At 39.6% G+C, this 24,644-nt stretch carries 23 protein-coding genes; 8 read left to right on the forward strand and 15 right to left on the reverse strand.

All coding sequences use genetic code 11. The annotated features are described in order from the left end of the window. Position 1 precedes the first annotated feature (1 nt). Positions 2 to 799 (forward strand): ABC transporter ATP-binding protein, encoded by a 798-nt coding sequence (locus tag QUB80_RS05370; RefSeq protein ID WP_289788452.1) that lies wholly within the window; start codon positions 2 to 4, stop codon positions 797 to 799. An 18-nt stretch (positions 800 to 817) separates the two neighbouring features. Here QUB80_RS05370 and QUB80_RS05375 read toward each other — a convergent pair whose 3' ends face one another. The 9 genes from QUB80_RS05375 to QUB80_RS05415 all read right to left on the reverse strand — a co-directional run bounded on the left by QUB80_RS05375 (position 818) and on the right by QUB80_RS05415 (position 9,914). Continuing rightward, positions 818 to 2,056 carry a hypothetical protein gene (locus QUB80_RS05375; protein ID WP_289788453.1) on the reverse strand — a complete coding sequence of 413 codons (1,239 nt, stop codon included), beginning with the start codon at positions 2,054 to 2,056 and terminating at the stop codon, positions 818 to 820. Between the two features lie 722 nt (positions 2,057 to 2,778). Continuing rightward, positions 2,779 to 3,309 carry an HMA2 domain-containing protein gene (locus QUB80_RS05380; RefSeq protein WP_289788454.1) on the reverse strand — a complete coding sequence of 177 codons (531 nt, stop codon included), beginning with the start codon at positions 3,307 to 3,309 and terminating at the stop codon, positions 2,779 to 2,781. Positions 3,310 to 4,484: 1,175 nt separating this feature from the next. Continuing rightward, complete coding sequence (locus QUB80_RS05385; protein WP_289788455.1) at positions 4,485 to 5,237, reverse strand: response regulator transcription factor; 753 nt, start codon at positions 5,235 to 5,237, stop codon at positions 4,485 to 4,487. 699 nt (positions 5,238 to 5,936) lie between these two features. Further along, on the reverse strand, positions 5,937 to 6,941 hold the full coding sequence (locus QUB80_RS05390) for a sodium:calcium antiporter (RefSeq protein ID WP_289788456.1): 1,005 nt from the start codon (positions 6,939 to 6,941) through the stop codon (positions 5,937 to 5,939). A 64-nt stretch (positions 6,942 to 7,005) separates the two neighbouring features. Further along, a complete protein-coding gene (locus tag QUB80_RS05395; RefSeq protein WP_289788457.1) occupies positions 7,006 to 7,350 on the reverse strand; it encodes a hypothetical protein in 345 nt (114 codons plus the stop codon). Positions 7,351 to 7,374: 24 nt separating this feature from the next. Then, positions 7,375 to 7,710, reverse strand: coding sequence for a hypothetical protein (locus QUB80_RS05400; RefSeq protein WP_289788458.1), 336 nt, complete (start codon positions 7,708 to 7,710; stop codon positions 7,375 to 7,377). Between the two features lie 390 nt (positions 7,711 to 8,100). Continuing rightward, positions 8,101 to 8,652, reverse strand: coding sequence for a hypothetical protein (locus QUB80_RS05405; RefSeq protein ID WP_289788459.1), 552 nt, complete (start codon positions 8,650 to 8,652; stop codon positions 8,101 to 8,103). Between the two features lie 286 nt (positions 8,653 to 8,938). Next, positions 8,939 to 9,520 (reverse strand): hypothetical protein, encoded by a 582-nt coding sequence (locus tag QUB80_RS05410; RefSeq protein WP_289788460.1) that lies wholly within the window; start codon positions 9,518 to 9,520, stop codon positions 8,939 to 8,941. A gap of 46 nt (positions 9,521 to 9,566) precedes the next feature. Continuing rightward, on the reverse strand, positions 9,567 to 9,914 hold the full coding sequence (locus tag QUB80_RS05415; protein WP_289788461.1) for a hypothetical protein: 348 nt from the start codon (positions 9,912 to 9,914) through the stop codon (positions 9,567 to 9,569). Positions 9,915 to 10,247: 333 nt separating this feature from the next. On the opposite strand from QUB80_RS05415, the gene QUB80_RS05420 reads away from it, so the two are divergent. Further along, positions 10,248 to 10,460, forward strand: coding sequence for a hypothetical protein (locus QUB80_RS05420; RefSeq protein WP_289788462.1), 213 nt, complete (start codon positions 10,248 to 10,250; stop codon positions 10,458 to 10,460). Positions 10,461 to 10,615: 155 nt separating this feature from the next. Here the strand turns inward: QUB80_RS05420 and QUB80_RS05425 are convergent, their stop codons facing one another. Further along, a complete protein-coding gene (locus QUB80_RS05425; RefSeq protein WP_289788463.1) occupies positions 10,616 to 14,164 on the reverse strand; it encodes a WD40 domain-containing protein in 3,549 nt (1,182 codons plus the stop codon). Between the two features lie 3 nt (positions 14,165 to 14,167). Then, on the reverse strand, positions 14,168 to 15,535 hold the full coding sequence (locus QUB80_RS05430) for an AAA-like domain-containing protein (RefSeq protein WP_289788464.1): 1,368 nt from the start codon (positions 15,533 to 15,535) through the stop codon (positions 14,168 to 14,170). Positions 15,536 to 15,694: 159 nt separating this feature from the next. Between QUB80_RS05430 and QUB80_RS05435 the strand changes: the two genes are divergently transcribed. After that, a complete protein-coding gene (locus QUB80_RS05435) occupies positions 15,695 to 15,976 on the forward strand; it encodes a hypothetical protein (protein WP_289788465.1) in 282 nt (93 codons plus the stop codon). 168 nt (positions 15,977 to 16,144) lie between these two features. Here the strand turns inward: QUB80_RS05435 and QUB80_RS05440 are convergent, their stop codons facing one another. Continuing rightward, on the reverse strand, positions 16,145 to 16,900 hold the full coding sequence (locus QUB80_RS05440; RefSeq protein WP_289788466.1) for a glucose 1-dehydrogenase: 756 nt from the start codon (positions 16,898 to 16,900) through the stop codon (positions 16,145 to 16,147). A gap of 89 nt (positions 16,901 to 16,989) precedes the next feature. Between QUB80_RS05440 and QUB80_RS05445 the strand changes: the two genes are divergently transcribed. Beyond that, positions 16,990 to 17,364 carry a winged helix-turn-helix transcriptional regulator gene (locus QUB80_RS05445; RefSeq protein ID WP_289788467.1) on the forward strand — a complete coding sequence of 125 codons (375 nt, stop codon included), beginning with the start codon at positions 16,990 to 16,992 and terminating at the stop codon, positions 17,362 to 17,364. 165 nt (positions 17,365 to 17,529) lie between these two features. Here the strand turns inward: QUB80_RS05445 and QUB80_RS05450 are convergent, their stop codons facing one another. Continuing rightward, positions 17,530 to 18,147, reverse strand: coding sequence for an NUDIX hydrolase (locus QUB80_RS05450; protein WP_289788646.1), 618 nt, complete (start codon positions 18,145 to 18,147; stop codon positions 17,530 to 17,532). Positions 18,148 to 18,423: 276 nt separating this feature from the next. On the opposite strand from QUB80_RS05450, the gene QUB80_RS05455 reads away from it, so the two are divergent. The 3 genes from QUB80_RS05455 (at position 18,424) to QUB80_RS05465 (ending at position 21,695) form a co-directional block, all read left to right on the forward strand. After that, positions 18,424 to 18,639 (forward strand): hypothetical protein, encoded by a 216-nt coding sequence (locus QUB80_RS05455; RefSeq protein WP_289788468.1) that lies wholly within the window; start codon positions 18,424 to 18,426, stop codon positions 18,637 to 18,639. Between the two features lie 221 nt (positions 18,640 to 18,860). After that, complete coding sequence (locus QUB80_RS05460) at positions 18,861 to 19,964, forward strand: HlyD family secretion protein (RefSeq protein WP_289788469.1); 1,104 nt, start codon at positions 18,861 to 18,863, stop codon at positions 19,962 to 19,964. Between the two features lie 219 nt (positions 19,965 to 20,183). Continuing rightward, positions 20,184 to 21,695: a hydroxysqualene dehydroxylase gene (locus QUB80_RS05465; protein WP_289788470.1), complete on the forward strand. Its 1,512-nt coding sequence runs from the start codon at positions 20,184 to 20,186 to the stop codon at positions 21,693 to 21,695. 109 nt (positions 21,696 to 21,804) lie between these two features. Here the strand turns inward: QUB80_RS05465 and QUB80_RS05470 are convergent, their stop codons facing one another. Continuing rightward, positions 21,805 to 22,239, reverse strand: coding sequence for a hypothetical protein (locus tag QUB80_RS05470; protein WP_289788471.1), 435 nt, complete (start codon positions 22,237 to 22,239; stop codon positions 21,805 to 21,807). A gap of 361 nt (positions 22,240 to 22,600) precedes the next feature. Next, entirely contained in the window at positions 22,601 to 23,932 is a 1,332-nt protein-coding gene (locus QUB80_RS05475) for a DUF3131 domain-containing protein (RefSeq protein WP_289788472.1), read from the reverse strand. On the opposite strand from QUB80_RS05475, the gene QUB80_RS05480 reads away from it, so the two are divergent. Then, on the forward strand, positions 23,927 to 24,058 hold the full coding sequence (locus QUB80_RS05480; RefSeq protein ID WP_289788473.1) for a hypothetical protein: 132 nt from the start codon (positions 23,927 to 23,929) through the stop codon (positions 24,056 to 24,058). The genes QUB80_RS05475 and QUB80_RS05480 overlap by 6 nt on opposite strands. Positions 24,059 to 24,644: the final 586 nt, after the last annotated feature.

Below are 24,644 nucleotides of genomic sequence, written 5' to 3' on the forward strand. Positions count from 1 at the left end.
TATGCACTTAAAAGTTAATCAACTCCACAAGCAATTTAATACGAGACGCGGTTCCTTGACTGCGCTCAAAAACATCAACTTGCACATAGAAGAGGGGGAGTTTGTCTGCGCGGTAGGAGCCAGTGGTTCTGGTAAATCAACTTTGCTGCGGTTAATTGCCGGATTGGATACTCCAACAGCGGGAGAGATTTTAGTTGATGGAATGCAGGTGACAGGGCCGGGGCCAGATCGCGGTATGGTATTTCAAAGCTACACTCTTTATCCCTGGATGAATGTTGTAGAAAACGTCGAATTTGGTTTAAAGCTGCAAGGTGTACCCAAACAAAGACGGCGACAACAGACGGTTTATTATCTAGAAGTGGTGGGTTTGTCAGGTTTTGCCAAAGCGCTACCCAAGGAACTTTCGGGTGGCATGAAACAACGGGTGGCGATCGCTCGTGCTTTAGCATCACAACCCAAAATTTTACTTATGGATGAACCCTTTGGCGCATTGGATGTGCAGACGAAAGAAGCAATGCAGCAATTTTTGCTGGAAATTTGGCGCAGTACCAACACCACAATTTTTATGATTACTCACGATGTTGAGGAAGCAATTTTTCTATCTCAACGCATATATGTGTTAAGCTCACGACCGGGTACCGTAAAGCAGGAATTACAAATTCAACTGCCAAGCGAATCTCATCCTCAAATTAAACGTCATCCTATATTTCAACAATACAAAGACAAGGTAATGAGACTACTGTGCGAAGATGGATACAAAGTTAGTAGCAGCCTAGAGGAATTACCTTTAGCAATCTGAAAGGATGGCAGATTTTTTTCAAGAAGAACGGAAAAGTACACGCCCAGGCAGGATCTCATCGCTGATTTTGGCGTAAACTCGCAGACAAGCGGATACTTCTCCCGGTACGCCACCAATATCTAGTTGTAAATCGTCTTTTGAGAAAGCGTAAACATCGGCATAAATTCCCCATAACGGACGGATTTGCACCTGGTAGCCGCTTTCACGCGCTTTTTCAACTGCTCCATCTAGAGTGCGCCGTGCCTCTTGTTGCAGTTTGCCCCACCAAGAAAAGCGATCGCAGGTTGGCAGATATACTAAAGAGTGGATAGCTTCGTCTAAATCGAGCTTGGCACGTAGAGCTGTAATTGGATCGGCATTGACAGTACCAAGGACGCGGTGGAATCTGTCTATCAGTGCTGTAATATACTTCAGTCTTTCTGACTCTAAACTTAAAGACCTCACTCCAAAACGATCCACGCTTTTAAGAGTATGGTGTAAACTCGTATCTATCTCGATAAATTTAAGACATATAGTGACAATGCCTGCTAAGATATCTAACTCAGTGCCTCGTGTGTGAAGTGTCAATCGCGGATCGAAGTTAATTTTATCTGATAAACACAATCCATTAGCCCTGATATTGCCTTTCAAGCCAGAGTAGATATATTCATTACGATTGAAAGCTAACTGTCGCAGAGAAGTTTTATCTTCGCAAGCACCTAATTGAGTTGCTTCTGTCAAAATCCGTTCTCGTCTCAAGTGAGCAAACTTTTCAGGAACTCGTAGCAGCAAGCGTTGCATTTCATTCCACAAATCAGCATCATTGCTACTGTGAAATTGGTACTCACCGATATAGGGCGACAGTTCCTTGTCGGCAAGCAAAGCTTCACTGATGTCTTTTAGTTGGAGTTCGCCAGTCACCTCAGATAGAACAGGCTCTAGAACTGGCTCAAACACATCCTCCCATGAAGGGTTTTGAGGCTCTGAAGATGCAGATAATTTATCAAAAATATTCCCCGCGTCTCCTTCTTTCTCCGCGTCACCGCGATCGCGTGTCACCGCATCCCCTTCTTTCCCTTTATCCCCTACTTCTCTTATTTTTGATTGCAAAATTTCATCCAACTCTTGCAACAGTTCCTGACACATAGTACTGCCTGGATCTGTTGTAGTTTGTTTTAGCGCTTCCTGTAATTGCGATCGCAGCCCACACAAACCCAAGCGCAGTACCCAAGCTAATTTTGAGTCCTCAATATTTAATAACTCGCTGAGGTGCTGCATTTAACCTCCATAAATTTTCATCTAAAACACTTATCATGTCATGAACCAAATTCTGATCAAAGCACCTATTACCATTTTGTGAAAGTAATTTTGCAAGATTAAAAATTCTCTGTGTTCCTGCGTCAACCTCAATCCATCAATTTTTGAGAGAGCCAGAATGCTCTAGTTCTTGTTACCAGGTTGAACCTAGTAACGAGGATTTGTGGGCTAGCCTGGTGACTATTGAAAATGGTGCAAGATGTGTGTATATTTGCTCAAACACTTGCCGTTTCTCCCAAAAGCAATAGACAATTTTTACTACATTGTGAGCTAGGAGAAAAGAACAAAATGCCAGATCAAAATTACTTAACAATTAAAGAGTTTATTACTTCACCAACACTTTCAAGCTGTTAAATCTGGAAAATAGCTATATTCACACAGCATCATCGTTTGAAGCCAAAGATGTTAAATTTCAGTAGCGATCGCTTTCAAGCAATATTGGTGGCTGCTGGAATAAAGTAAATTGCGGGATATCTGCGTAAATACAGAACAAGTGATTTTCAAATATATAGGATATAAAATTAATAAACCCGGTATTACTAGAGCTATGATGAAGCAGAATTTAATTTGATTTTGTCATTATCTTTTAGGAGAAAGTAAAGTAAGGATAACTTTCATCTGTTAGCTCAGAAAGCTTAAAAACCTTATTAGCCAAGAGATTTAAATTAATTTTTAGAGATGATTTATTGCTTGTTTAGCGACGATTCCTTGTTATCGCTCAATTTAACCCAACTCTCCAAAGCATACCAAAGTAAAAGGTACAACGCTGTTGTCTTCCAGCGTGCTGCTTGAGGAAGTACTCGCCTAAGAGCGATCGCAACAGCAGCATAGAGTACAAGTACACGCAAATCCACTGTATCTTGTGTTATTTGTTTTACTTGCCCACCTACGGTAGACAGAACTGAAGTTAACTTTGCTGGTAACTGAGGTTTTTCGATTAAGGAATCAGTGAGAACAATGCCTAAAGCCTGTAACTTATTCTGAACATCTTCAAAATTATCAATTCTACCAGAGTAGTATATTGTGATCGTACCTGCTTGAGAATTGGTTTTAACTTTATCAACTTGAGGAAAAAAGACTGCTATAGATTTAGCAATCTGTCCAATTGCCTGTTGATGTTGCTGGTAAAATCTCAACCTGATTCGACCCGGTGTATTACTAACAACCTGTAAATATATCGGTGTGAATGAGTTATCTGGTGATAATTCCTTCATACATTTTTCTCCAGAATAGAGTATTGTTAGTCAAACAGCAAAGTTTTGACAACATTATGATCTTGCAAAGATAACAAATAACCTAAGAATACCTACCAACAGTAACCACCTTTCCTGCTCAGCTTATACCATTTTGGATTTTTGATTTTGCGAAAAGTTTGTAGACGCGGAGTGTCTTCCCGTAAGGGTGCGGAGGTTTCCTCCGAGCAAAGGTTTTCAAGACGGATTTTGGATTGAAAATCGCCTTCATTGTCCGGGTTGGGTGAATCCATCTGCCCTTAATCATTTTTTAAATTGGTATTACTGTAATTTTCATCTTTATAATGACTTGTTTTGGGAATCACTTGAAGAATAATGCCACTGTAAGGTTACTACAACCAGGCAAGGGAGCCAGTAGTTGTGAAGATTGTAGCACCTGGTATGATCAGAAGTAAGAAAGCGATATCAATATTTGAGTTTAAGCATTGGTCTGACTCTGTGATAGCTACTCTTAACAAAACATTCAAAGACTAACTGAGCATAAAGCACAATCAGCCAAATAAAATTGGTACCAGATTTATGAATCTAGCACCAAGTAAATTTGCATCAGGGCGTATTTTAAAGCTAGTTATCCTACTCAAGGAATATTAAAATCAGTATAAGCAGATATATACAAAAATAATAGATATAGCTGGAAATGCTATTCTTATTATTTACTTATAAGCTTTTTATTTTTTCTTTCTAAACTTATTGTGCCACTCTTAGTTAACTTGATATTAGCCCACTTGAGTTGAATGAGTGGGCTTTTACTTTTAAGAGTGATAGTTTTAGTTTTGTTAGCAAAATATAAATTTGCATCTACTACATTTTTGACTTATTTTTGTGATTTATCTTATCTTTGAAATTACTCTTATTGTACTACTTCTACAACCGAAAAACACATTTTTAGAAGGAGTTTCTATATTTTTGCTACTTCTTAATTGCCTGTAATACAGTTAATATAAAGTAAGCTTTTATTTAATTAAATTTTATTCTTATAAAGTTCAGTTAAATGCATTGTATACAATTGGGATTTTTTATTTGCTTGAAATTCCTCATTTACTCATTTATATTTTTTGCACACTCTTAGAGACTATTGATAAACAAAATATTAAGTAACACACTATCTATTGGAACTGCATTACCTCAAGAGAGTATCAACCAAACCGATAGCCAAAACCTCTTATAGTCACAAGATATTCAGGATTACTAGGATCAAGCTCTAATTTTTCACGCAACCAACGGATATGAACATCTACAGTTTTACTATCCCCGACATAATCTAGTCCCCAGATTGTATCCAGTAATTGCTCACGCGACCATACTCGCTGAGAAGAACTCATGAACAATTCTAGCAGGCGGTACTCTTTGGGTGACAGATTCACCTGTTGACCACGAACTAGTACACAGCGCTCTTGAGTATTCAATATGACTTCCTTGAACTTGAATATTGCTGTTTGGTGTGAAGTACTTATGCGTTGGCGGCGGAGTAGCGCTCGACACCGAGCCACTAACTCACGCATACTAAAGGGTTTACTCATGTAGTCATCTGCTCCCACTTCCAACCCCAGAATACGTTCAACTTCGCTACTCCTAGCACTAAGGATTAAAATCGGTACTGGGTTTCCCTGATAACGTAATAAATGGCAAATATCTAATCCACTAATACCAGGTAGCATCAGATCGAGAATAATCAGGTCACAGCAAAACCCTTCTGTATCCTGTTCAAAACTCTCAAGGTATTCTACAGCAGACTGTCCATCAGCAATAGTTACAACTTTATAACCCTGCTCTTGTAATGCTACAGCTAGCATTTCCTGGATTATTTCTTCATCTTCTACAATCAAAATACAACTAGTCTGTCCGATATTAGCTATACCGAAATCCTTGGTAAACTCATGACCGTACATTTATACCACCAAAGTTTGGGACTATACTTGTATTAATTTCAGTGATTAAGCCAACTATACTAATTCCAATACACCCATAATTTTCATAACTACCATCTACTAAAATTTAAGTATAGAATCAAGAAATAGAACATCAATAAAAACATAACTCATTGCTTATAAGTAGTACTTTTAGTACTTAACTACGAATTTCTAAAGAAAAAGCCCACCATATAAATGGGCGTTAAGCGGATGAATACTAAGTTTGGCTTTTTAAGTAATTTAGAATTAAAAAATAAGATATTTATAAGGAAAATATAAAAGTATGTTTCCTAGCTTTTCCTAGAAACTAAGAAGAGGAGAAGACTAGTGGTCTGTCGCAAAAGTTTTGATAGGTTTGTAGTAAGCACAAAGAGTGCTCTCACAGTTTAGGACTAAAGTCCTTACTACGAACTTATATAACCATCATGAATTAATGCGATAGACGACTAGTGGTCTGTCATACTAGCTTTGAGGAGTTAAATAAGGAACCACATAGACGCTCCGCGTCTTCCGTTCAGCGTTGGGCGTAGACGGACGTAGTCCGTCTACGTGTCTACCCGCACGATAGGACACAAAGTACATAAAGAAAGAGATTTATTCCTAGCTGTACAAATTTGTTTACTTAGCAAAGTTGCTGTGACAGAGTACTAGGTACTTTATAAATAATTTCTCAACTTCTCAACTGCGATAAATAATATACATACTGCTAAAATACAGCAAAATCAGTGCCAATCCATCCCAAGTAATGTATAGTCTTGATGGACGGGCAGCACGGTAAATTAACCCAACAATTGCCACGGAAGTCATCATCATCGCCACAACACCAGTAAAGATATGCACAGAATTTATATTTGACCATAAATTCCCTTGGAAGTATGCCAGATCGTAGATGCCTAAAATTGCCATATTAAAAATATTTGAGCCAAAAATATTAGAAACTGCTAAATCTACAGCATTAAGTCTAATTGCTGACAATCCGGTGACGACTTCTGGCAGTGAAGTTGTTGCTGCCAGTAACAATGCTCCAATAAAACTTTGTCCTAATCCCGTCACTGTGGCAACGCGATCGCCTAGTGATGCTAGCCAGACTCCCAATACCACAATTGCTATACAGAGAGTGGCAAAAGTCAAATATGCCTGCTGACGCTTGATATGTTCGTATTGAAAAACTTCTACTTCTCGTTCTAGTACTTCAGTACGGCGTCGTAGCTCAAATTGAGCGATAATTCGAGCGCTGACTAAGTAGAGCAAGATTAGCACAATACTCGGACTACCAACCCAACCAACAATTAAATTGTTGTTGCTTTGAGCTAGCAAGATTCCAGCTGCTGCAACACCTAGTAGTATAGATCCCAAACCTGCGGCTAAAGCATGGCTAATCTGCGCCCGTTGCAACAATGGACTCGGCCCGGTAAAAATATCTAATAGTGCCAAAATAAATAAGTTAAATAAACAACTGCCAAAGATACCGCCTGCTGCCAAATCCGGAGCATTGAATACAACTATTGCACTGATTCCCACTGCCAACTCTGGTAAGGAAGTTGCACCAGCTAGCAAAATAGCGCCTACCCAACTACGCCCCAAACCCGTCTTTTCAGCAAGAATATCGGCACTCTGCGAAAGCCAGGTACCGACAAAAATCACTAAAATAACGCAGATAACAACCTGAATCAAAAGCAGCATACTTCCCCTCGTTACCATGCTCCCCTTCGGTTGAGACGCGGAGATTGTGTCGATTTTAGCTAAATTATTCTCGAAAGAGTTCTAACAAACCAACTGTCCCCACAAAAAAAGTATAAATGCCGTATTGTATGGGCATCTTTTTTTTGAAGGGTGCATACAAAGCTGCTACGACTGCCTCAAGAAAATGGATCACAACGATAAAGCGCTCTATCCAAAAAATTGAATTCAGATTGCTTGGTAGTTTACTGTTGGTGATTACGGTATAAATATTCCCAAGTTCCAATCCTATGGCACTTGCCATCAGAAATATAGATATAACTTTTATAAGAGTGGAAAAATTTTGCTTGATAAACTTTAGGTTCAATTCAGTATTCGCATGACTCGATTGAAGAGATTGTAATTTCGACATTGCTGTTACCAAGAGAAATGTTTGTTACATTCCTTCAATTATCATCTCAACTACCCGTTTATACATTGTCATTGCCATGCCGTAGGCTTTTGCTGCTTTTGTATGCGCTTCTACAGCTTTTGTGTATACTTGTGTTGAGTTTTGACCGTGCATTAGTAGCTGGGCATACATTAGCGATTCTTGCGCGTACTGCTGTACAATTTGACCGTATTCTTCAATAAAATAGCCGTACTCTCTTATCGTTTGGTTATTACGTTTTTGCAGATACTTTCCACAAGCCAATACTAACTCACTGTGCTTCTGTGCTATCAATGAGTGCTGAACAGCCAATTGGGCGCTATGATTTGAAATTTTATGCACTGTTTCTTGGTTAATGAATGGTTACTTGACATAGTAATCTTTATAATTGCGTGCGAACATCTGTTCTAAGTGATGATTGAATATCTAAGTTAAACACAACTACTCTTCTTTCAAATCCTGCTCAGTTAAAAATTCTTCTATAGGAATCCGGTTTGATTACTGAAAAAATTAAGTGTTATGACTTTAGTCTAACGCACCCAACCCTTGAAAAGGGTACGTTACGCTCCGCGATCACACTACATTAGGCAGGCTTAGTTCTGATAGGCGTAGATGCAGAGCGGCTTACCGTAGGAGTGGCAGTGTATTGCGGAGGATAGTCCCGTGGACAGGGATCCCCCGTTGTAGCAACTGCCGTTCAAGCTTTATCCTGTAGACTTAAATAATGAAGATTTACTTAGTGTAGTCAATTGACGTAGAGTCACCAAAATTGGTAGTTAATCGAATGATAGAAGATTGGAGGCTCTGAATGTCAAAGACTAAAGTTTTTTTAACCAACTTTTTGCAAGTATCTTTATTAGCATCATGCACCAGTCTCATTCTTACCTGTGGTGGAAATGATTCTTGATAGGCTCCATTCCAATACAGATTGAAATTATGCTGCTTGCATCCACCACCATAGGACACATCAATTTTCAACTGTTTTCCGATAATTCTGCTGTTGGATAAAGAGAAACTATCACCCTTGGGAACGGAACCTGTTGTAATAATAATTTTTTGAGCGGCTTGCTCCTTATAGGCAAATAATAATGTATCTGGTTGATGAGAACTATTTTGATAAGGGAAGGTAACTCCTTTAGAAGCTTTCAAACTATTCCCAAGAGCTTGTTTCTGTATAAATTGAGCATTGCCAATCCTAGTGATTGCACCTGCGGACTGGCAAACAGTTAATGCTGAAATCAAGGTTGATAGAGATAAAAGTCTAGCCAAAGAATGTGAAAACATATTTATTTAATAGTGTAAAAGAACCTTCAGTGCCAGGAGTGAAAAAGTTGCTAGATAGCGTATTAGAACCTAAATTAGGTGAGGTTTTTAGCTTTTAAACCTTTGAGAAAAATTGGTGGTGTGAGCAACTCAATTAAGTAACAACTACCGCAGAAATTCCTTTTAAATACTCATCCCACCAATCTATGTATCAATGGACATCAATCTACTGAACCTTTATTAGACTAAATTGAACCAAAAGCCTTCTGTTTAAACGATTCAGCACAGTTTTCGTCCTCTTGACAAATTATGGCCATTCCTTGTGACAACTTTTACAATAGTTATAACCTCCCCGAACAGCACCACTAATACCCGCAGCTACGCCACCCGTCGCGGCTCCACCTACGACACCAGTTCCCCCTAGTATGCGTCCGCCAATGGCTGCACCTGCTGCCATTCCCCCTAGCATTTCTCCAGTATCAATGCCCTTTCCAACAGCATCCAGCGCTTCTTTCGGAGAATGACCACGATCTCTTGCTTCCCTTTCAACACGAGCTGCCTCTCTTGCCTCTGGATCGTAGGCAAGGTGTACTGAACTTTTCGGATCAGTTGTATAACTCTGGAATGCTTTACGAAAGTCAGGACACGTACGTTTTACTGTGCTTACAAGCGGTGAGCTATCAGGGCAGTAAATTCTTGGACGGTAGACAGATTTAATGCGCCCTTCCCAGGCTGGTGGTTGTGGGCAACCGCAGACTATTGGCGGTAATGGTTTATATGACAGCAATTGAGAGGTTGCAGCAATTCCAGCTTGACTCATTAAGCTAGTAGAAGCTGCACTGACAACTATAAAACATAATGAGCCAAAACCAAACTTTTGAAAAGACATGACAATTCTCCTGTAATATTTTCGCTTCATCCTGTACACCAAATCGCTATTTATGATTGCTATCGGCGTTTCTGCTAATGCCACTACCAGGGCCACGGGTTCTATAGCGTCCTGCAATAAAATTGTTGTTATCGGTGGAAATTGGTGATAATTGAGAGCTACCCAATGGTTGATCCAGACCTGCTTGCTCGCTGCTAGTGATAGAATTTAACTCTTGTGCGCAGCGAATTACCTGGCATATTTTCGGTGGTAAATAGCGACCTCTACAGATGCAGCCCTTAATTGGTGGAATAGGTCGAGGAATTGTAACTGCTGATGCAGAGCCTATAGCTGAGAGCAAGGATGCTATTGTCACTGCAATCATCGGAACCATTTTTCGCTCTAAAGTTTTCATAATCTTCTCTCAGTCAAAAATTGAAACTTTATCAATCGCCTGTATATGCGCTTTTAAGAAGTGCTATCAGTAGCGATATTTCCATGAAATAGGATTGCTGACCGAGTTAAAGCCTGAGAATGACTGAGTATGGCTGACTTTGAAGCTATGGCATTAATGTAGGATCTAACTAGCTCAGAAGTATCGATATGCCGCGATCGCCTATCGCTTCGCCAGGTGAAGTATATACTGCAAAAAAAACGATAAAGTCTCAAAAATCCGTAAAACTGGCAATTGAGATTGAATAATTAATTTATGACTAAAATCTCAATTGATCTGGAAAAGAGGCTTGTCATGAGAACGAAAACATTTGCTATGTTGATGTCAATGCCATCAGTGTTGGCAATTACAGGTTTGAACTTTGCTACACAGGTGTTGCCAAATACGTCACTCACTCAAGGTAGTGTACTGAGTAATTCCCAGCAAGATGGTGATTTATACACAGCTAAGAAGATTAAACAAAAAGACGTGTGCCGTCCTGTTACTTGTGATGGATCGCCTCAATGAGGTTTTCTGAGCTATTGTAAATTTTGATGGAATGGCGCAGCTAGGGCTGAGTTAAATGGATTTGTTACTATCGAATCCTCATTCCAAATCTCTTAAAAACTTTAACAGCTACAGCTATCTCTGATAACTGTAACTGTTACTGATAACTGAAAAGGTCAAAATTGAGATGTGTTAGTCTTCATGCCATCACAAAGACGATATTCACTTGTTTCTCTAAAACGAGTATTTGTCTTTAGATAATCGTGTAGCCAACTACAACTGTATAATAAAAGTCCATCCAAATTTAAAGTTTGTAGTTCTAATCCCTCAAGGCTCCAGATTTTGATCTCACTATCAAAACTGGCACTAGCAACAGTCTTACTATTAGGGCTAAAGCTCACGCTGCTGATACCACGACTGTGTCCCTTTAAGGTTTTAAGTTCCTTGCCATCCAGGCTCCAAAGTTTGACTGTTTTATCATCACTGGCTGTGGCAATCATTTTGCCGTTAGGGCTGAAATTGACGCTAAAGACTCTACGACTATGTCCCTTTAAAGTCTTAAGTTCTCTACCATCAACAAGATTCCAAAGTTTGATTGTTGTGTCATTACTAGCACTAGCCAGAGTTTTGCCATCTGGGCTAAAACTTATACTGAGAACTTCATCGCTATGACCCTTTAGGGTTTTAAGTTCCTTGCCATCCAAACTCCAAAGCTTGATTGTTTTATCATCACCGGCACTAGCCAAGGTTTTGCCATTGGGGCTAAAACTCACACTGTTGACTACAGCACTATGTCCCTTTAAGGTTTTAAGTTCCTTACCATCCAAACTCCAAAGTTTGATTGTTTTGTCCTCGCTGGCACTAGCAAGGGTTTTGCTATCAGGGCTAAAACTTACGCTTTGGACTGCATGACTATGACCTTTGAGAGTTTTAGGTTCGTTGCCATCTAAACTCCAAAGCTTGATTGTTTTGTCCTCACCAGCACTAGCAAGGGTTTTGCCATTGGGGCTAAAACTTACTGTATAAACTTTATCACGATGCCTGCTTAGAGTTTTTAGCAGACGACCATTTCTACCCCAAAGTTTGACAGTTTTATCAACACTGGCACTAGCAAGGGTGTTGCCATCGGGGCTGAAACTCACGCCATAAACCCTATCGCCATGACTCTTGAGAGTGGTGAGCAAAGTATGATGAGTACTCCATAACTTAATACTCTTGTCAGCACTAGCACTGGCAAGAGTTTTGCCATCGGGGCTGAAACTTACGCTGACAACCCCACTACTATGTCCTTTGAAAGTCGTAAGTTCGCTACCATTTTTATTCCACAACTTGATTGTACTGTCACCACTACTTGAAGCCAGAAACTTGCCATCACGGCTGAACTTGACACCATACACTCCAGAGCTAAGTTTAGGTAGGGTTGCGATCAAATTGCCATCGCTAGTCCAGAGCTTGATTGTTTTGTCCAAACTGCTACTAGCAATAGTCTTGCCGTCAGGGTTAAAAGTCACGCTTAAAACCTCATCGTTATGAGCGTTTAAAGTTTTAAGTTCTCTGCCTTCTTTACTCCACAGCTTTAGTGTTTTATCAGCACTGGCACTGGCAATAGTCTGACCATCAGGGCTAAAACTTACACTTAAAACCTCCTTTTGATGCCCTTTGAGAGTTGTGAGTAAACTGCCCCTTTCTAGACTCCAAAGTTTGATGGTTTTGTCACCACTAGCACTAGCAATAGTCTTACCATCAGGACTAAAACTGACACTATAAATTGCATCACTGTGACCCGATAAAGTTGTGAGTAAAGTGCCGTCAATGCTCCAAAGTTTGATAGTGTTGTCACCACTAGCACTAGCAATAGTCTTACCATCAGGACTAAAACTGACACTATAAATTGCATTACTGTGACCCAAGAAAGTTATGAGTAAAGTGCCATCAATCCTCCAAAGTTTGATGGTTTTATCACCACTAGCACTAGCAATAGTCTTACCATCAGGACTAAAATCCACACTGTAGACTATGGTGCTATGACTTTCTAAGCGATTACGCTCTTGCACTTCGTTGAGTACTTGCTTGAGTTGTTTCTCAACCTGATTTTTGATATCAATTGGGGCTTCAATTTCGAGTAATTGACGACCTGCCTTTACACTATTTACTAATGCTTCAAGCTGATTGTTTGAGGTAATATCAACTGTAGATAAAGCATTTAGTTCAGCAATTTCTGCTAATTTACTTTGATACTCTGCTTTACTTACCCGGATTTCTGCCCATCTGACTAATATTACTGTCACAACAAACGTAAGAAACAATACGCCAAGTCCAGAGCTAATAATCCATTGTCTTTTTTGTTGTGCTGTAATCAATGTCTGATTAGCTTCACTTAATTTTAAATTAGCCTCACTTAAGATTTGACTTGCCTCTTTTTCTGCATCTAAAGCACTTTGAATATTTTGCTTATCGAACTCAAGACTTGCCGCTAAGAACTGATAATCTAAATCACTTAAACTTTTACCTACTGCCCATGCTTGAGCATTTCGTAAGTACTGCCCGCGCAAGAGCTTTGAAGTGTCTTGATATAAAGATTCTTCCCAAAGTGCGATCACTTCTCCATAGGGACGCACAGAAGCTAGCTCTTTTTTAACCCAAGTCTGATCAAAAACAGATTCGTAAATGCGATTACAAACTCTTAAAAATCCATCCTGTTTAACTACTAAACCAGATAGCCGCAATTCCATTTGTTCAGAGCTATCATCGCTCTCAATTTCTCCTAAACGTAGAATTTGTTGATAGAGTCCCAGCAGTCGAGAGATGCGCTTCTCATTGCTAAGTATGCGATCGCGTATTGTCTGTAAATGCTGTTGTTTATCCTGCGCCCACCAATTCTCTATGATCCGTTCTCGTACAGTCGCAGCTACCCATTCTGCCTCATGTTGAGCATGAAGGGGCAAAGGATAGGTGCTAATCAGTTGACACAACCATTGCGTAAGAAACGGATGACCACCTGTCCATTTTAATACCTCTTTCAAGACTGCTTTGGGATTACTAACTACCCCAACCAATCCTTGCTCTAAAGGCTCGGTTTGCTCTAGTTGAAAGCCTGTCAGTTCAACTGCTCGACTGTCAATATTAAAAGGTGTGTAATTATGATTGGCAATTAAATCCGTGGGTGTTGCCACTCCCAACAGAGCGAAAGTGAGGCGATTATATTTTAAATTGTCAGCACGTTGGTTATAACAGCTACGAACAAAAGCAAAAAAATCGTCTTTGAATTTTAAATTGAGAACATTATCGATTTCATCGACGAAGATAACAATCTTTTGATTAACCTTTTCTAGCAGTTCTTCACAAACAAACTTACTCAATCGCATTGATGGAGGAATATACTGATACTTGTCCCACCAGTCTCCTATATCAATTTCTAAATTAAAGCCACTTACTAAAAGGCTGAGGAAACCACCAAAAAATTCATCTGGTGTGACTTCATAACTGCAAATATCTCTCATTTCAATTGCACAACAAGCATACCCTTCTTTTTGGAGGATTCGCATTGTTCTTACCCGCAAGCTGGACTTACCCATCTGTCGGGAATTCAAAACGTAACAAAAAAAACCACTTTTTAAGTCTTCATACAGTTTACAATCTGCCTGTCGTGTCACGTAAGTAGGAGCAGACTCTGGCAAACTTCCTCCTACTTGATAAGAGTTGCTCTTGTTGGACGTTGCACTCATAGATTATTTTGGAAGATTTTGGAAGCGATCGCGAAAATACTTGCGGTATAATTCGTAACGTGGCATTACACTATTTCTGGAAAGCTTCACCAGCCCCAAATCATTTAACTTTATTGCCATACTTTGATTCAACTCGGAACTAAATTCTACTGGGGTGTTGGCTAAAACTATTTTTTCAAAAGCACGAGCCAATTCAGCATTAGATTGCAAATTTCTCCAATGTCGTTCTAAGTGGCGGCTATAAATTCCCCATACTGTGTAAGATGTTTGCAGCACTGCTTCAAGGGTTGTATTTTGTTGCTCTATCTGTTTGAGGGCTTCTCCTACTAAATAAGGATGCCCTCCTACTGTAGCCATTAACTGTGTGACTTTGGTTGTATCAAAATTCAGTCCATACTTCTGTGCTAAATTTAGCACTTGCTCTTGGTTAAAGTCTGTTAATATCACCTCATATCCAGCATTAAATGGAGATTGATTGATATCAACTTCAGTGTAAATTTCTGAATGTAACACAATGAGCCGGAATTGTCGCCAGATTTGACGAGTTTTAGCATCCTCATGCCACGTTCGCAGCATACCTAAAAACTCACTGGCAATTTCTCGAATGGGGAAAATTCTGTCAACCTCATCTAAAGCTAAAACTAAGGGGTTTTCACCTGGTAATAAATACTTTTCAAAGTAGCTTCGACATTTAATCTTGCTATTTCCAAGACTCTTATGCCAGTGTTCTTCAACACTAATACTCAACTCTAATCTATTAGCAACGATAGTACAAAACCACTGTAAAAATTTATCTAAGTTACTGAAATCTTCTTGAGTCGCATCCCGCAGGTTCAAAACCGCTCTTCGATATTCCTTTTGTTCGATGTAATGTATCAACCTTGACATTAACTCTGTTTTTCCTGTCTGCCAAGGCGCTTTAATTCGCAGCAGACATCCAGGCTTCAAAATTTCTGAATAACAACGTTCTTCAATGGGAGGACGTTCTACATAAAATGCAAAATCCATAACTTGGGCTTCCACAGCACATATATGCGCAAGCGGCTCTTTATTTTCAATAAAGGTTGATACATCGTCCGTCTCTTCCAAGTCTCTATAATTTCTGCTGGACTCGATCTGAGTCTCTGTAGTAGAAACTAATGGAGTTTCCATGTCAAACTCAGCAATCTCCTGGCAGTTTAAGGCTAATTTCTGACATATATCTACAAAAACAGCCCGATCAACTGGTTTACCAGTCAAAAAATTGACTATTGTAGAGCGAGCCATGCCTAGTTCCTCAGCGAGAGCCTGTTGACTAGGAAAGCCGTTCCGTCTTACTGCTAGCTTAACTTTTTCTATAAAGTCTTGTCGAACCTTGAGCGATCGCGGCATATTGATACATCTAAGCTAGTTAGATTCTACATGGATGCAATAGCTGATGAATGCAATAGCTCAAAAGTCAGCCTTACTCAGTCATTCTCAGGCTTAAACTCGGTCAGATAAGGATTTTAATACATTTATCACCTTCTACCAAGACTAAGAGGTCTGCATATGAGATTTATGTCCTCCGTAAAGACTTTATTTATATCTACAGTTTCACTCTCCTTAGTTACCACCATCTCCTTAGTGCCAAAGATTCAAGCTGCTACACAGTACACAGAGCAGTGTGTGAGAGAGATTTGGGATCAAACTGGCTTGAACTATGCTCAAGCTCGTGATGTATGCCAATATGCTATACCTCAAACTTCAAGCTGTGTCATCCGACTTTGGAATTTACCAGACAGACCTTTTATCGCAGATATTATCAATCAGTGTAAATATGCAGGAGAATAATTATATGAAGTAAGTTCCAATTTTTGAATTTATTTAGCTGTTACGGAGAGATTGCCGCATGGTGCTTCTCTCCGCTACGCGCTGCTTCAAATTTTACGTTTCTACGCCGCCTGTATTTGTATGAGAGTTTTTGTGAAATAGTATGACAATAATTTCCAGATAGAATTGTTAAGCTGCCAGCACCCCTCCATCAACAGCAAGGGTGTGTCCATTCACATAATCAGCAGAATTAGAACATAGCCACAGAACAGCATCGGCTATGTCATCAGGCTTGCCCAAACGTCCAGCAGGAACAAAATTCTCGAAAGCTTTGGCATTACCACCAGTTGCTTGATTTAGCATATCAGTTTCGATTGGCCCTGGGGCGATCGCATTAATTCGGATTTTTTGTGATGCGTATTCCAATGCTGCTGTTTTTGTCAGCATAATCACACCTGTTTTGGAAGCGTTGTAGATTGAAAAACCTGGTGCTAGTGGACGGAAACCATTGATAGACGATGTATTAACAATCGCTCCACCATTGCCTTGAGCCAACATCTGGGAAATTTCGTACTTCATACATAGAAAAACCCCTTTCACATTGACTGCAAAGATTCGGTCGTAAGCTTGCTCTGTTTGCTCTACTAATAAGGCATTTTGACCAAGCATACCTGCATTATTAAATGCTATGTCGAGACTACCAAACTTGTTTACAGTTGCAGCAACTGTTGCTTCTACATCTGCCTCTTTGGCTACATCTGCTTGAACAAACAAGCCATCGCTTCCTGCCTCACGAATCAGACGAACAGTCTCATTACCTTCTTGTTCACGTCGTCCGACAACAACAACTTTAGCACCAGCACGAGCAAAGGCGATCGCTGTAGTGCGTCCAATCCCAGAAGTGCCACCTGTAACCAATGCAACTTTGTTCTCCAATATTGTCATCTTATTCACACCCAATCAACCAATAAACTAGTGTGACTGATTTAGACTCTTTTCCACAAGTAGGCACTTTCTGGTGATATAGTTACCTCATGGTTCCCAAAAATGACCGAAAACCCCTTCTTAGCCCAGATTGCCCGATGCGGCGAATGCTCGATTTGGTAGGAGATAAGTGGACGCCACCAGTGTTGTATATTTTGTCTTCTGGTACCAGTCGATACAGTGATTTTCAGCGTCAAATTCCTGGAGTTTCCAAGAAAATGCTGACACAAACCCTAAGAAGGTTGGAAGCCGCAGGTATTATTGAACGAACTGTGTATGCAGTTGTGCCACCAAAAGTGGAATATAATCTCACTCCATTTGGTGAAAAGTTGATTGAACCTATAGCAGCTTTGGCAGATTGGGCTTGGCAGCATCAAGAAGAATTGAGGCTTGTTTACGAACGTCAAAAGAGCAAGGTAGATTAACGCCAAATTTAGGATAAATGATAAATAATGTTGTTCTATCTACGTGAAACAGTTGGGAAGTTAAAGATTAGCAATCCAAAATCCAAAATTATTGTGAGGCGATCGCTTCTTTCCATGATGATTTTGTTTTTTCATGTTAAGGCATTCTAATTATTTACACTCAGCTTAATCAAAATCAGTCGATAACTCTGGATGGCGATAATGCTCAAAAAGTCTGGTAATTTGCGCTGCTGTGACACGCCCAACAGACAATTCGGGAATTTCATCCTCAGGAAAAAATCCCACAGCTTCTGTCTCAATACTGGGAGATGGGAAACCACCAAGCAATTCGCACTGAAAAAATAGCTTGTAGATGTAATGTGGAAAAGGTGGATGTCCTTGTCTATCTCTGTCATAGACAGCAACAAGTTTGATCGCACGGGCTAGGTAACCGGATTCTTCATAAATTTCTTTGACAACTGCTTCACTGGGCGAGGAACCTATATCAGCCCATCCACCAGGTAAAGTCCAACAACCGTCAGATCGTTCCTTCACAAGCAAGATTTGCTCATCGCGAAACACTGCACCCCGTACATCTACCTTAGGAGTCGCATATCCAACATCGCGAGCAAACAAATCAAGGATATAACTAAGTTCGGCGTTGGTGTGGGTAACCATGATTTCCGCAGCGATCGCTTGTATTGCTTTAAAGCGTTCAATATCAAAAGCATTTTCAGAAAAAGTTAAACCATTTTGAGCGATCGCTTGTAGTTGTCTCGCCCATTCTAGCCATTTGGGTTGCATACTTATCTCCACAGTCAGGGCAAAAACTGCCGCCCTTACTTTAGCACCAACACCAAATAGGTTTTGCTGAGAATAACCTATTCCCCCATATACAGAACTCCTCACTGCGGCTAGTTGAAGTTATATTTAGATTCCTATCTAAATTACTAAATTCTTATAAACCTTTGTAAATATTAAGGAAATCTAAAATGAATCGATTTAAGATTTTTTTTAGGTTTCAGTAGAACTTCAATGCTGAGATCCAAATGACCAGCAGTTGCAGTGGAGGTACATACTGTGAACGCTTCTACATTACGTCTGCTATGGACTGTAGTTGAGGAAACTCAGACTAGTACTCTTGTTCAATTTCCTGATGCAGAACTTGTTCAACAGTTACTGTGGCAGCTTAGAAACAAAACATGGCTTACTAGTGAAGAAACTAACACAATCAGTGCTTATTTGAGTTCTAGAGTTCCACTGATTCGCGACTTAGCTTTGGCACGTTTGGCGTAATCGCAGTATGGCTTAAAGCTGCTTTAATTTTCTTGAATTCAGAATTTAGAGTGTCGTTCTTCAAAATAACTTAATGACTAAGGTAAAAATTGGTGGATGATCTGTAGTTGAATAAAAACAGGGGACAAATAGGAATTACTACTGGTAAATAATTAATCAAATTTATTCAGTCATCCGTTTTACCCCAGAAATCCTCAATCGATGCCTAAAAGAAGATCGCGATGGAACGCCTAAATTCTTCACAAAACACCCAGCAAGTCGCAGGATTGGAGGAACAAAAAACTCCAGTTTTGGAGCAAGAGGTGATGACAGCTATCACTGTTAGTGATTCCGGTAGTAGCACCACAAAAAGAGTTTCGCCATTTTCTAAGCGTTTGCTACCTGTAGTGGGATTGGGAGTCTTATTAGGTGTAGGAGCGATCGCTTCAGGAATTTACGCTTACCGTCGTTGGCAGTACACCCAAAACAATTTACAAACTGGCCATGCCTACGTCACAGCAGATATTCATCCCGTCACATCTCGAATATCAGGGGTAGTTACCGAAGTAGCAGTCAGTGATAACCAATTTGTATCTCCTGGCACGGTATTGGTAAAACTCGATCCCCGTGACTATCAAATATCTTTGGCTCAGGCAAAAGCATCCTTAGAATTAGCCAAACAGCAAGCGAATTTGGCACAAGAAAAAATCAAAAATGCCGCAAATAATCCTGTTTTCCTACAATTATCAGAGCCACGTCCACAAAATCCAGCAAATAAAAACACTCAAACAAACAAAAATAATCTCTCGCAGTTACAAGTCATCAGGCAGCAAAGAGAGCTAAACGAGCAACAGTATAAAACAGCGCAGGCGGCGATCGCTCAAAAGCAAGCGGATCTGAAAAAAGCTGAACTCCAGCTATCTTATACTCAAATCACTGCCTTAGTTGATGGAAAAATCGGTAACAAAAACATTCAAGTTGGGCAGAGGGTAGAACCAGGACAAACTCTTTTCACCATAGTGCAGCCCAATCCTTGGATTATTGCTAATTTTCAAGAAACACAGTTAGAAAAAATACAGCCTGGGCAAAATGTGAACATAAAAATTCCCGCCTTCCACAGTCGGACGTTCCAAGGCAAGGTAGATAGTATGTACCCAACTTCTAGTATGTTTGCCTTTCCTCCAGAAGATATTTCTTCCGAGGAACGTCTTCCAGCTAGTGCCATTGGAAATAATGAGATGCAAGAAATCCCCATCAAAATTGTGTTCGATCCTAATAGCATTCAAGGTTATGAATCCCGAATCACTCCCGGAATGTCAGCAATCGTGACAGTAAAAACCCAATAAAAGAATGCAGAAGTTAGGGATTGGGAACTAGTAAACTAAGTTAAGAAATATCTATGTAGGGTGTGTTGTCGCGCAGGGCAACGCACCATCCAGAATTTCAGGTGCGTTAGCCGTAGGCTAATTTATATTTATTCACATCTATTGAATTTTTCTGACTTACTTAATTACCAACCTTGTTATTTATAAATTTTTGAGTAGACTAAAAAATCGGAGACTACAATGGCAGAATCGTCACAGCGTAAAAAAGTTGTTGTTGTTGGTGCAGGTTGGGCTGGTTTAGGCGCAACCTACCACTTGGCAAAACAAGGTTACGATGTGACACTGCTCGAAGCAGGCTCTTATCCTGGTGGGCTAGTAGCTGGTTGGAGAACATCAGGAGGGCGTGCTGTGGAAGCAGGCATTCACGGCTTTTGGTATCCTTACAAAAATATTTTTTCTCTAATTAATGAATTAGGAATTAACCCTTTTACCAATTGGACTCGTTCTTCACAATATTCACCCGTTGGTTTGGAGGTTGAGTCTCCGATTTTTCAAGATTTACCGCGTCTGCCGACTCCTTTAGGTACTTTTGTTTATACGTATTTCAAACGACTACCATTAATTGATCGCCTGAGTGCCTTACCTTTACTTTATGCCGTAGTTGATTTTGATAATTCCGATGAAGCTTGGCGGCGTTACGATTTTGTGACTGCCCGTGAATTGTTCAAAGATTTTAGTGTGTCTGCACGTCTTTACCGAGAATCTTTTGAACCAATGCTATTAGTTGGTTTATTTGCTCCAGGCGAACAATGTTCTGCTGCCGCAACTTTGGGAATGCTGTATTTCTTTATTCTGGCGCATCAACCCGATTTTGATGTAGTGTGGTGTCGCGGCACTATCGGCGAAAGAATCTTTCGCCCTTGGGTAGAACGCATTGAAAAAGCAGGGGGAAAATTACTCGCCAACAAACGAGTTACTGATGTCATTGTTGATAGTAATAATCAGGCAACAGGAGTGGTTTGCGGTGATGAAGTGTTTGAAGCTGATGCAGTAATTTTTGCTGTTGGCATCACTGGCATGAAGAAAATTATTTCCAGTAGTGTCAATCTTCAAAGTCGCGAACAATTCCGCAATGTAAGTAATTTAGGAGCGATTGATGTTTTAGCAACTCGTTTGTGGTTTGACCGCAAAATTAATATTCCTCGTCCTTCTAATGCTTGTTTTGGCTTTGATGAAACTACCGGATGGACATTTTTTGATTTAAATGCATTACATGATGAATATAAAAATGAACCAGGAACAGTTGTTGAAGTTGATTTTTATCACGCTAACCAATTTATTTCTTTAGAAGACAAAGAAATTGTGCCGATTGTACAACGTTATTTAGCACATTGTATACCCCAATTCCAAACAGCAAAAGTAATTGACAGCAGTGTCATTCGTTTACCACAAGCAGTAACTCACTTTGCTCCTGGCAGCTATCGCTATATGTTGCCAGCAAGAACTTGTTTGAAAAATGTGTTTATGAGTGGTGATTGGATTATTAATCGTCACGGTTCTTGGTCGCAAGAAAAAGCCTATGTTACAGGTTTGGAAGCAGCAAATTTAACAATTTCCTTTTTAGGGAAAGGACAATTAGCTAATATTTTACCAGTGGAAGTAGATGAACCTCATATTCAGTTAGCAAGAACTGTAAATCGTGCTGCACGTCATGTCGGCAAATCTATCTTGCCTGATTTTTGGTTACCATAATTTATTTACAAATCATCAAAACCACCTGCGTTATGCAGGTGGAGGGCATAAAAAAATAGGTATTTACCTGAGGGCGATCGCACGAGCAATTAACTTGGTTAGCTACTATCTAACTACGCCGCACATGCAATCCATTAAGTCCTTGCTTGATCCAATTTAAACATTCAAATTCTGATGTGAAGATTTTGGGTGCTGCGATATTATTCAATGAGTCTGGAGGATAATGATCGTAAAAATATTTACCACTTTCTTGATACACAATAATTAAATTATTGCGATATACGTAGCGATGTTGAAAATAATCACCTTTACTGGTGAATTCTAGGTTATTGTCAAGATGTTCTTTGGCTATCTCAAGGATATTACTGATGCTGCTGCCACAGATTCCTACTGGATTTTCTGCTTTATGAAAGTGGCTTTGATAACCAATTTCTGATAATAATTTATACGAATAAATGTCGTAATTATTCGCTTTGCCAAAAACAAAGGGAATGATGAGATATCCTTTGTATGACAAGGAATGCTCGTATAAAAGACGGCTCATATGCACCTCCGGTATAGTTGCTATTTACAAACAACTTCCTCACTTTTCACCATACAATTATTATCTCTCTTTTTGCGAATAATTATGATCTAATTTGGAGCAGACACAGAATTTTAAGTTGCGAATAATGAAGCGATCGCAAAATTCAAAAATCAAAAATTTCTTTCAAACTAACCCAATTAACAAGATCATCGGTGCAGTCAGAAACAACCACATCGTTTGCTGTAACTCATAGTACTATGCTAGCCAACCTAATGCTAGGGGCATGAAACCACTGGCTAAACTTGCCATGTTGTTGATGCGTAATCACTGTGCCACTTTGCCCTAGCATGGCGGTATACAAGTACCTACGCATAAATATTTAGCCAGAATAATAAGCTGTATGTACTCCTGCCCACACCGTTAGTGGTTTGCCAACTTGTTTATAGAGTAGACTTTCCAGAATCACACCGTTATTGTTAGCGGTGAGAGCTTTGTTCGGCTGATGCAGAGATTCGTAGAAGCCGTTGTACCAGCCATTACCAGACTTAAGATTTACTTGAACAAAGTCCCATAACTGACGGGTGTAAGCAGTATTGTAAAGCACGTGCCAACCGATAGCTGTCTTAGCACTGAGAAACCGTAAATGATTGTATTTTTGTCCACTATCTGTGATGGTAGCCCAGGTTTCTTCGTTCACAAACAAGCTATTGTAAACAAAGTAGGGAGGACGATCTAAATAGTCTTCGGTAACAGCAGTTAATTGTTTTGTTGCCTGATAGCGAGCTTCTTGAGCAGCTAGAACCCTGTCTGCGTAAGCTTTAGGCAAAGCTTGAAAACCTGTTTCAATGCCATCCAAGATATAGGGTTCGCTGAGAACGTAGTTATTAGCTCCTGAATTTTTGTAGTTGCGCCGATCATAGGGAACTCCCTGCCCGTAAATATTGACAAAGGCAGTGTGGGATTGATAATCCAAGGCTTGGTTAACATATAGATCCCACAATTTTAGACCATAGGCAGCGTAATTCTCATAACCTAAACGACCTTGTTGGTTATATTCTTCTTTATTCTGGACTACGCTGGTACCATACATTTGTCCATTTTTGGTGAGACGTTTAACTCGCCAATGCTTCCAAACAGCTTCTGTCTGCGCTTGCAGTTGGGGATATTTTGCTCCGACAATTTTTAGCCAAATTCCCATCCTTCCCAAATCTAAAGCTGACCAACCAATTTCTTCACGTTTTTCTAGTTGACCATAATTAATGGGTATGAGAGTTTTTGTATTATAAATCTTGTTGGGTAGTTCTTGTTTGTACAAAGGTAGCGTTGCTAGAGTTTGCAAAGTCTTGCTGATTTTGATTTCAAACTCTGATGCAGACAGGATATTGAGTTCTTTTGCACTCACTAATGCAGCAATAGCCACTGCTTGATCCCAAATCGTTACAGAACTTAATCCATCAATAGAATTAGTTAAGCCTGTTTCATTGTTCCAGTTGCGCTCAAAATATAACCAAGCTTGATGAGCGATCGCTATTTCTTCTGGTGTTAACGTTCCTACGCCAGGGGCAGTATAGGGAGTTTTGGCAATTTTAATTTGGCTAGGGCTAATCGGTGTACCGCGCCAAGCTAAGGATTGAGCATCAAGCCTGGCAATTGCTTCAGTTTCTTGAACTGGGGAGGTAAATTGGGATGTTAATATGTCAATTTTTTGCACAACGGAAGTACCAGAAATTATGTTGAGACTAATCGACTATCAGTGGCGATCGCTGTTACCACTCCTCCCACACAAGCCAATATAGATAAGCTTTTAGGTGGTGGTTTAATTGTTCTAAAGCTTTGATAGATGAAATATTGCTGATTTACAAAGCCTAGTAATTATTTCTTTTTTCTCTTTAGAGAATACTCTATATAAAGAAATAAAAACATCATAATTACACACCTTTAGAGATTAGTCATACAATATACTTCACGTCAAACAGAAAAGTTAGTAATTAGTTATACAAGTAATAAATTTTATAGATCAACTCATCGCGGTTTTTATCCAGGCTCATAATTTCGCTGGAACCGCCTGTACTTAAGGTGAAGAAATTAAAACTTTAACTGCTGCGATCGCTCCATCGTTATTTCAACCAAAGCCAATACCAGTTAAGATTTCTGTCATATCTCATGAGATAAGAGTCATGTCAGAATCAAATTTTGTGTGATGTATTATACAAAAATTATAAAAATCATTTTCTAGCTCTGTTTTCAAAACAGATACCTACAATCTAAAATTTCACAACAAAGCACCCCCAATTCTATTTTCAACTCAGACGTTCATGTAATAAATCACACAATGAGGTAATGAAAATCTCTTTCCTCTAGTCCCTATCTTCAATCAGCCATATTATTGAGCAGTGGAAGTCAATTACCTAACATCTATCTAA

The organism is Chlorogloeopsis sp. ULAP01 (assembly GCF_030381805.1).
Lineage (GTDB): Bacteria > Cyanobacteriota > Cyanobacteriia > Cyanobacteriales > Nostocaceae > Chlorogloeopsis.

Coding starts and splice junctions, on each gene's coding strand:
- QUB80_RS05370 (WP_289788452.1), top strand. CDS start 2: ATGCACTTAAAAGTTAATCAACTCCACAAGCAATTTAATACGAGACGC.
- QUB80_RS05375 (WP_289788453.1), bottom strand. CDS start 2,056: ATGCAGCACCTCAGCGAGTTATTAAATATTGAGGACTCAAAATTAGCT.
- QUB80_RS05380 (WP_289788454.1), bottom strand. CDS start 3,309: ATGAAGGAATTATCACCAGATAACTCATTCACACCGATATATTTACAG.
- QUB80_RS05385 (WP_289788455.1), bottom strand. CDS start 5,237: ATGTACGGTCATGAGTTTACCAAGGATTTCGGTATAGCTAATATCGGA.
- QUB80_RS05390 (WP_289788456.1), bottom strand. CDS start 6,941: ATGCTGCTTTTGATTCAGGTTGTTATCTGCGTTATTTTAGTGATTTTT.
- QUB80_RS05395 (WP_289788457.1), bottom strand. CDS start 7,350: ATGTCGAAATTACAATCTCTTCAATCGAGTCATGCGAATACTGAATTG.
- QUB80_RS05405 (WP_289788459.1), bottom strand. CDS start 8,652: ATGTTTTCACATTCTTTGGCTAGACTTTTATCTCTATCAACCTTGATT.
- QUB80_RS05410 (WP_289788460.1), bottom strand. CDS start 9,520: ATGTCTTTTCAAAAGTTTGGTTTTGGCTCATTATGTTTTATAGTTGTC.
- QUB80_RS05415 (WP_289788461.1), bottom strand. CDS start 9,914: ATGAAAACTTTAGAGCGAAAAATGGTTCCGATGATTGCAGTGACAATA.
- QUB80_RS05420 (WP_289788462.1), top strand. CDS start 10,248: ATGAGAACGAAAACATTTGCTATGTTGATGTCAATGCCATCAGTGTTG.
- QUB80_RS05425 (WP_289788463.1), bottom strand. CDS start 14,164: ATGAGTGCAACGTCCAACAAGAGCAACTCTTATCAAGTAGGAGGAAGT.
- QUB80_RS05430 (WP_289788464.1), bottom strand. CDS start 15,535: ATGCCGCGATCGCTCAAGGTTCGACAAGACTTTATAGAAAAAGTTAAG.
- QUB80_RS05435 (WP_289788465.1), top strand. CDS start 15,695: ATGAGATTTATGTCCTCCGTAAAGACTTTATTTATATCTACAGTTTCA.
- QUB80_RS05440 (WP_289788466.1), bottom strand. CDS start 16,900: ATGACAATATTGGAGAACAAAGTTGCATTGGTTACAGGTGGCACTTCT.
- QUB80_RS05445 (WP_289788467.1), top strand. CDS start 16,990: ATGGTTCCCAAAAATGACCGAAAACCCCTTCTTAGCCCAGATTGCCCG.
- QUB80_RS05450 (WP_289788646.1), bottom strand. CDS start 18,147: ATGCAACCCAAATGGCTAGAATGGGCGAGACAACTACAAGCGATCGCT.
- QUB80_RS05460 (WP_289788469.1), top strand. CDS start 18,861: ATGGAACGCCTAAATTCTTCACAAAACACCCAGCAAGTCGCAGGATTG.
- QUB80_RS05465 (WP_289788470.1), top strand. CDS start 20,184: ATGGCAGAATCGTCACAGCGTAAAAAAGTTGTTGTTGTTGGTGCAGGT.
- QUB80_RS05470 (WP_289788471.1), bottom strand. CDS start 22,239: ATGAGCCGTCTTTTATACGAGCATTCCTTGTCATACAAAGGATATCTC.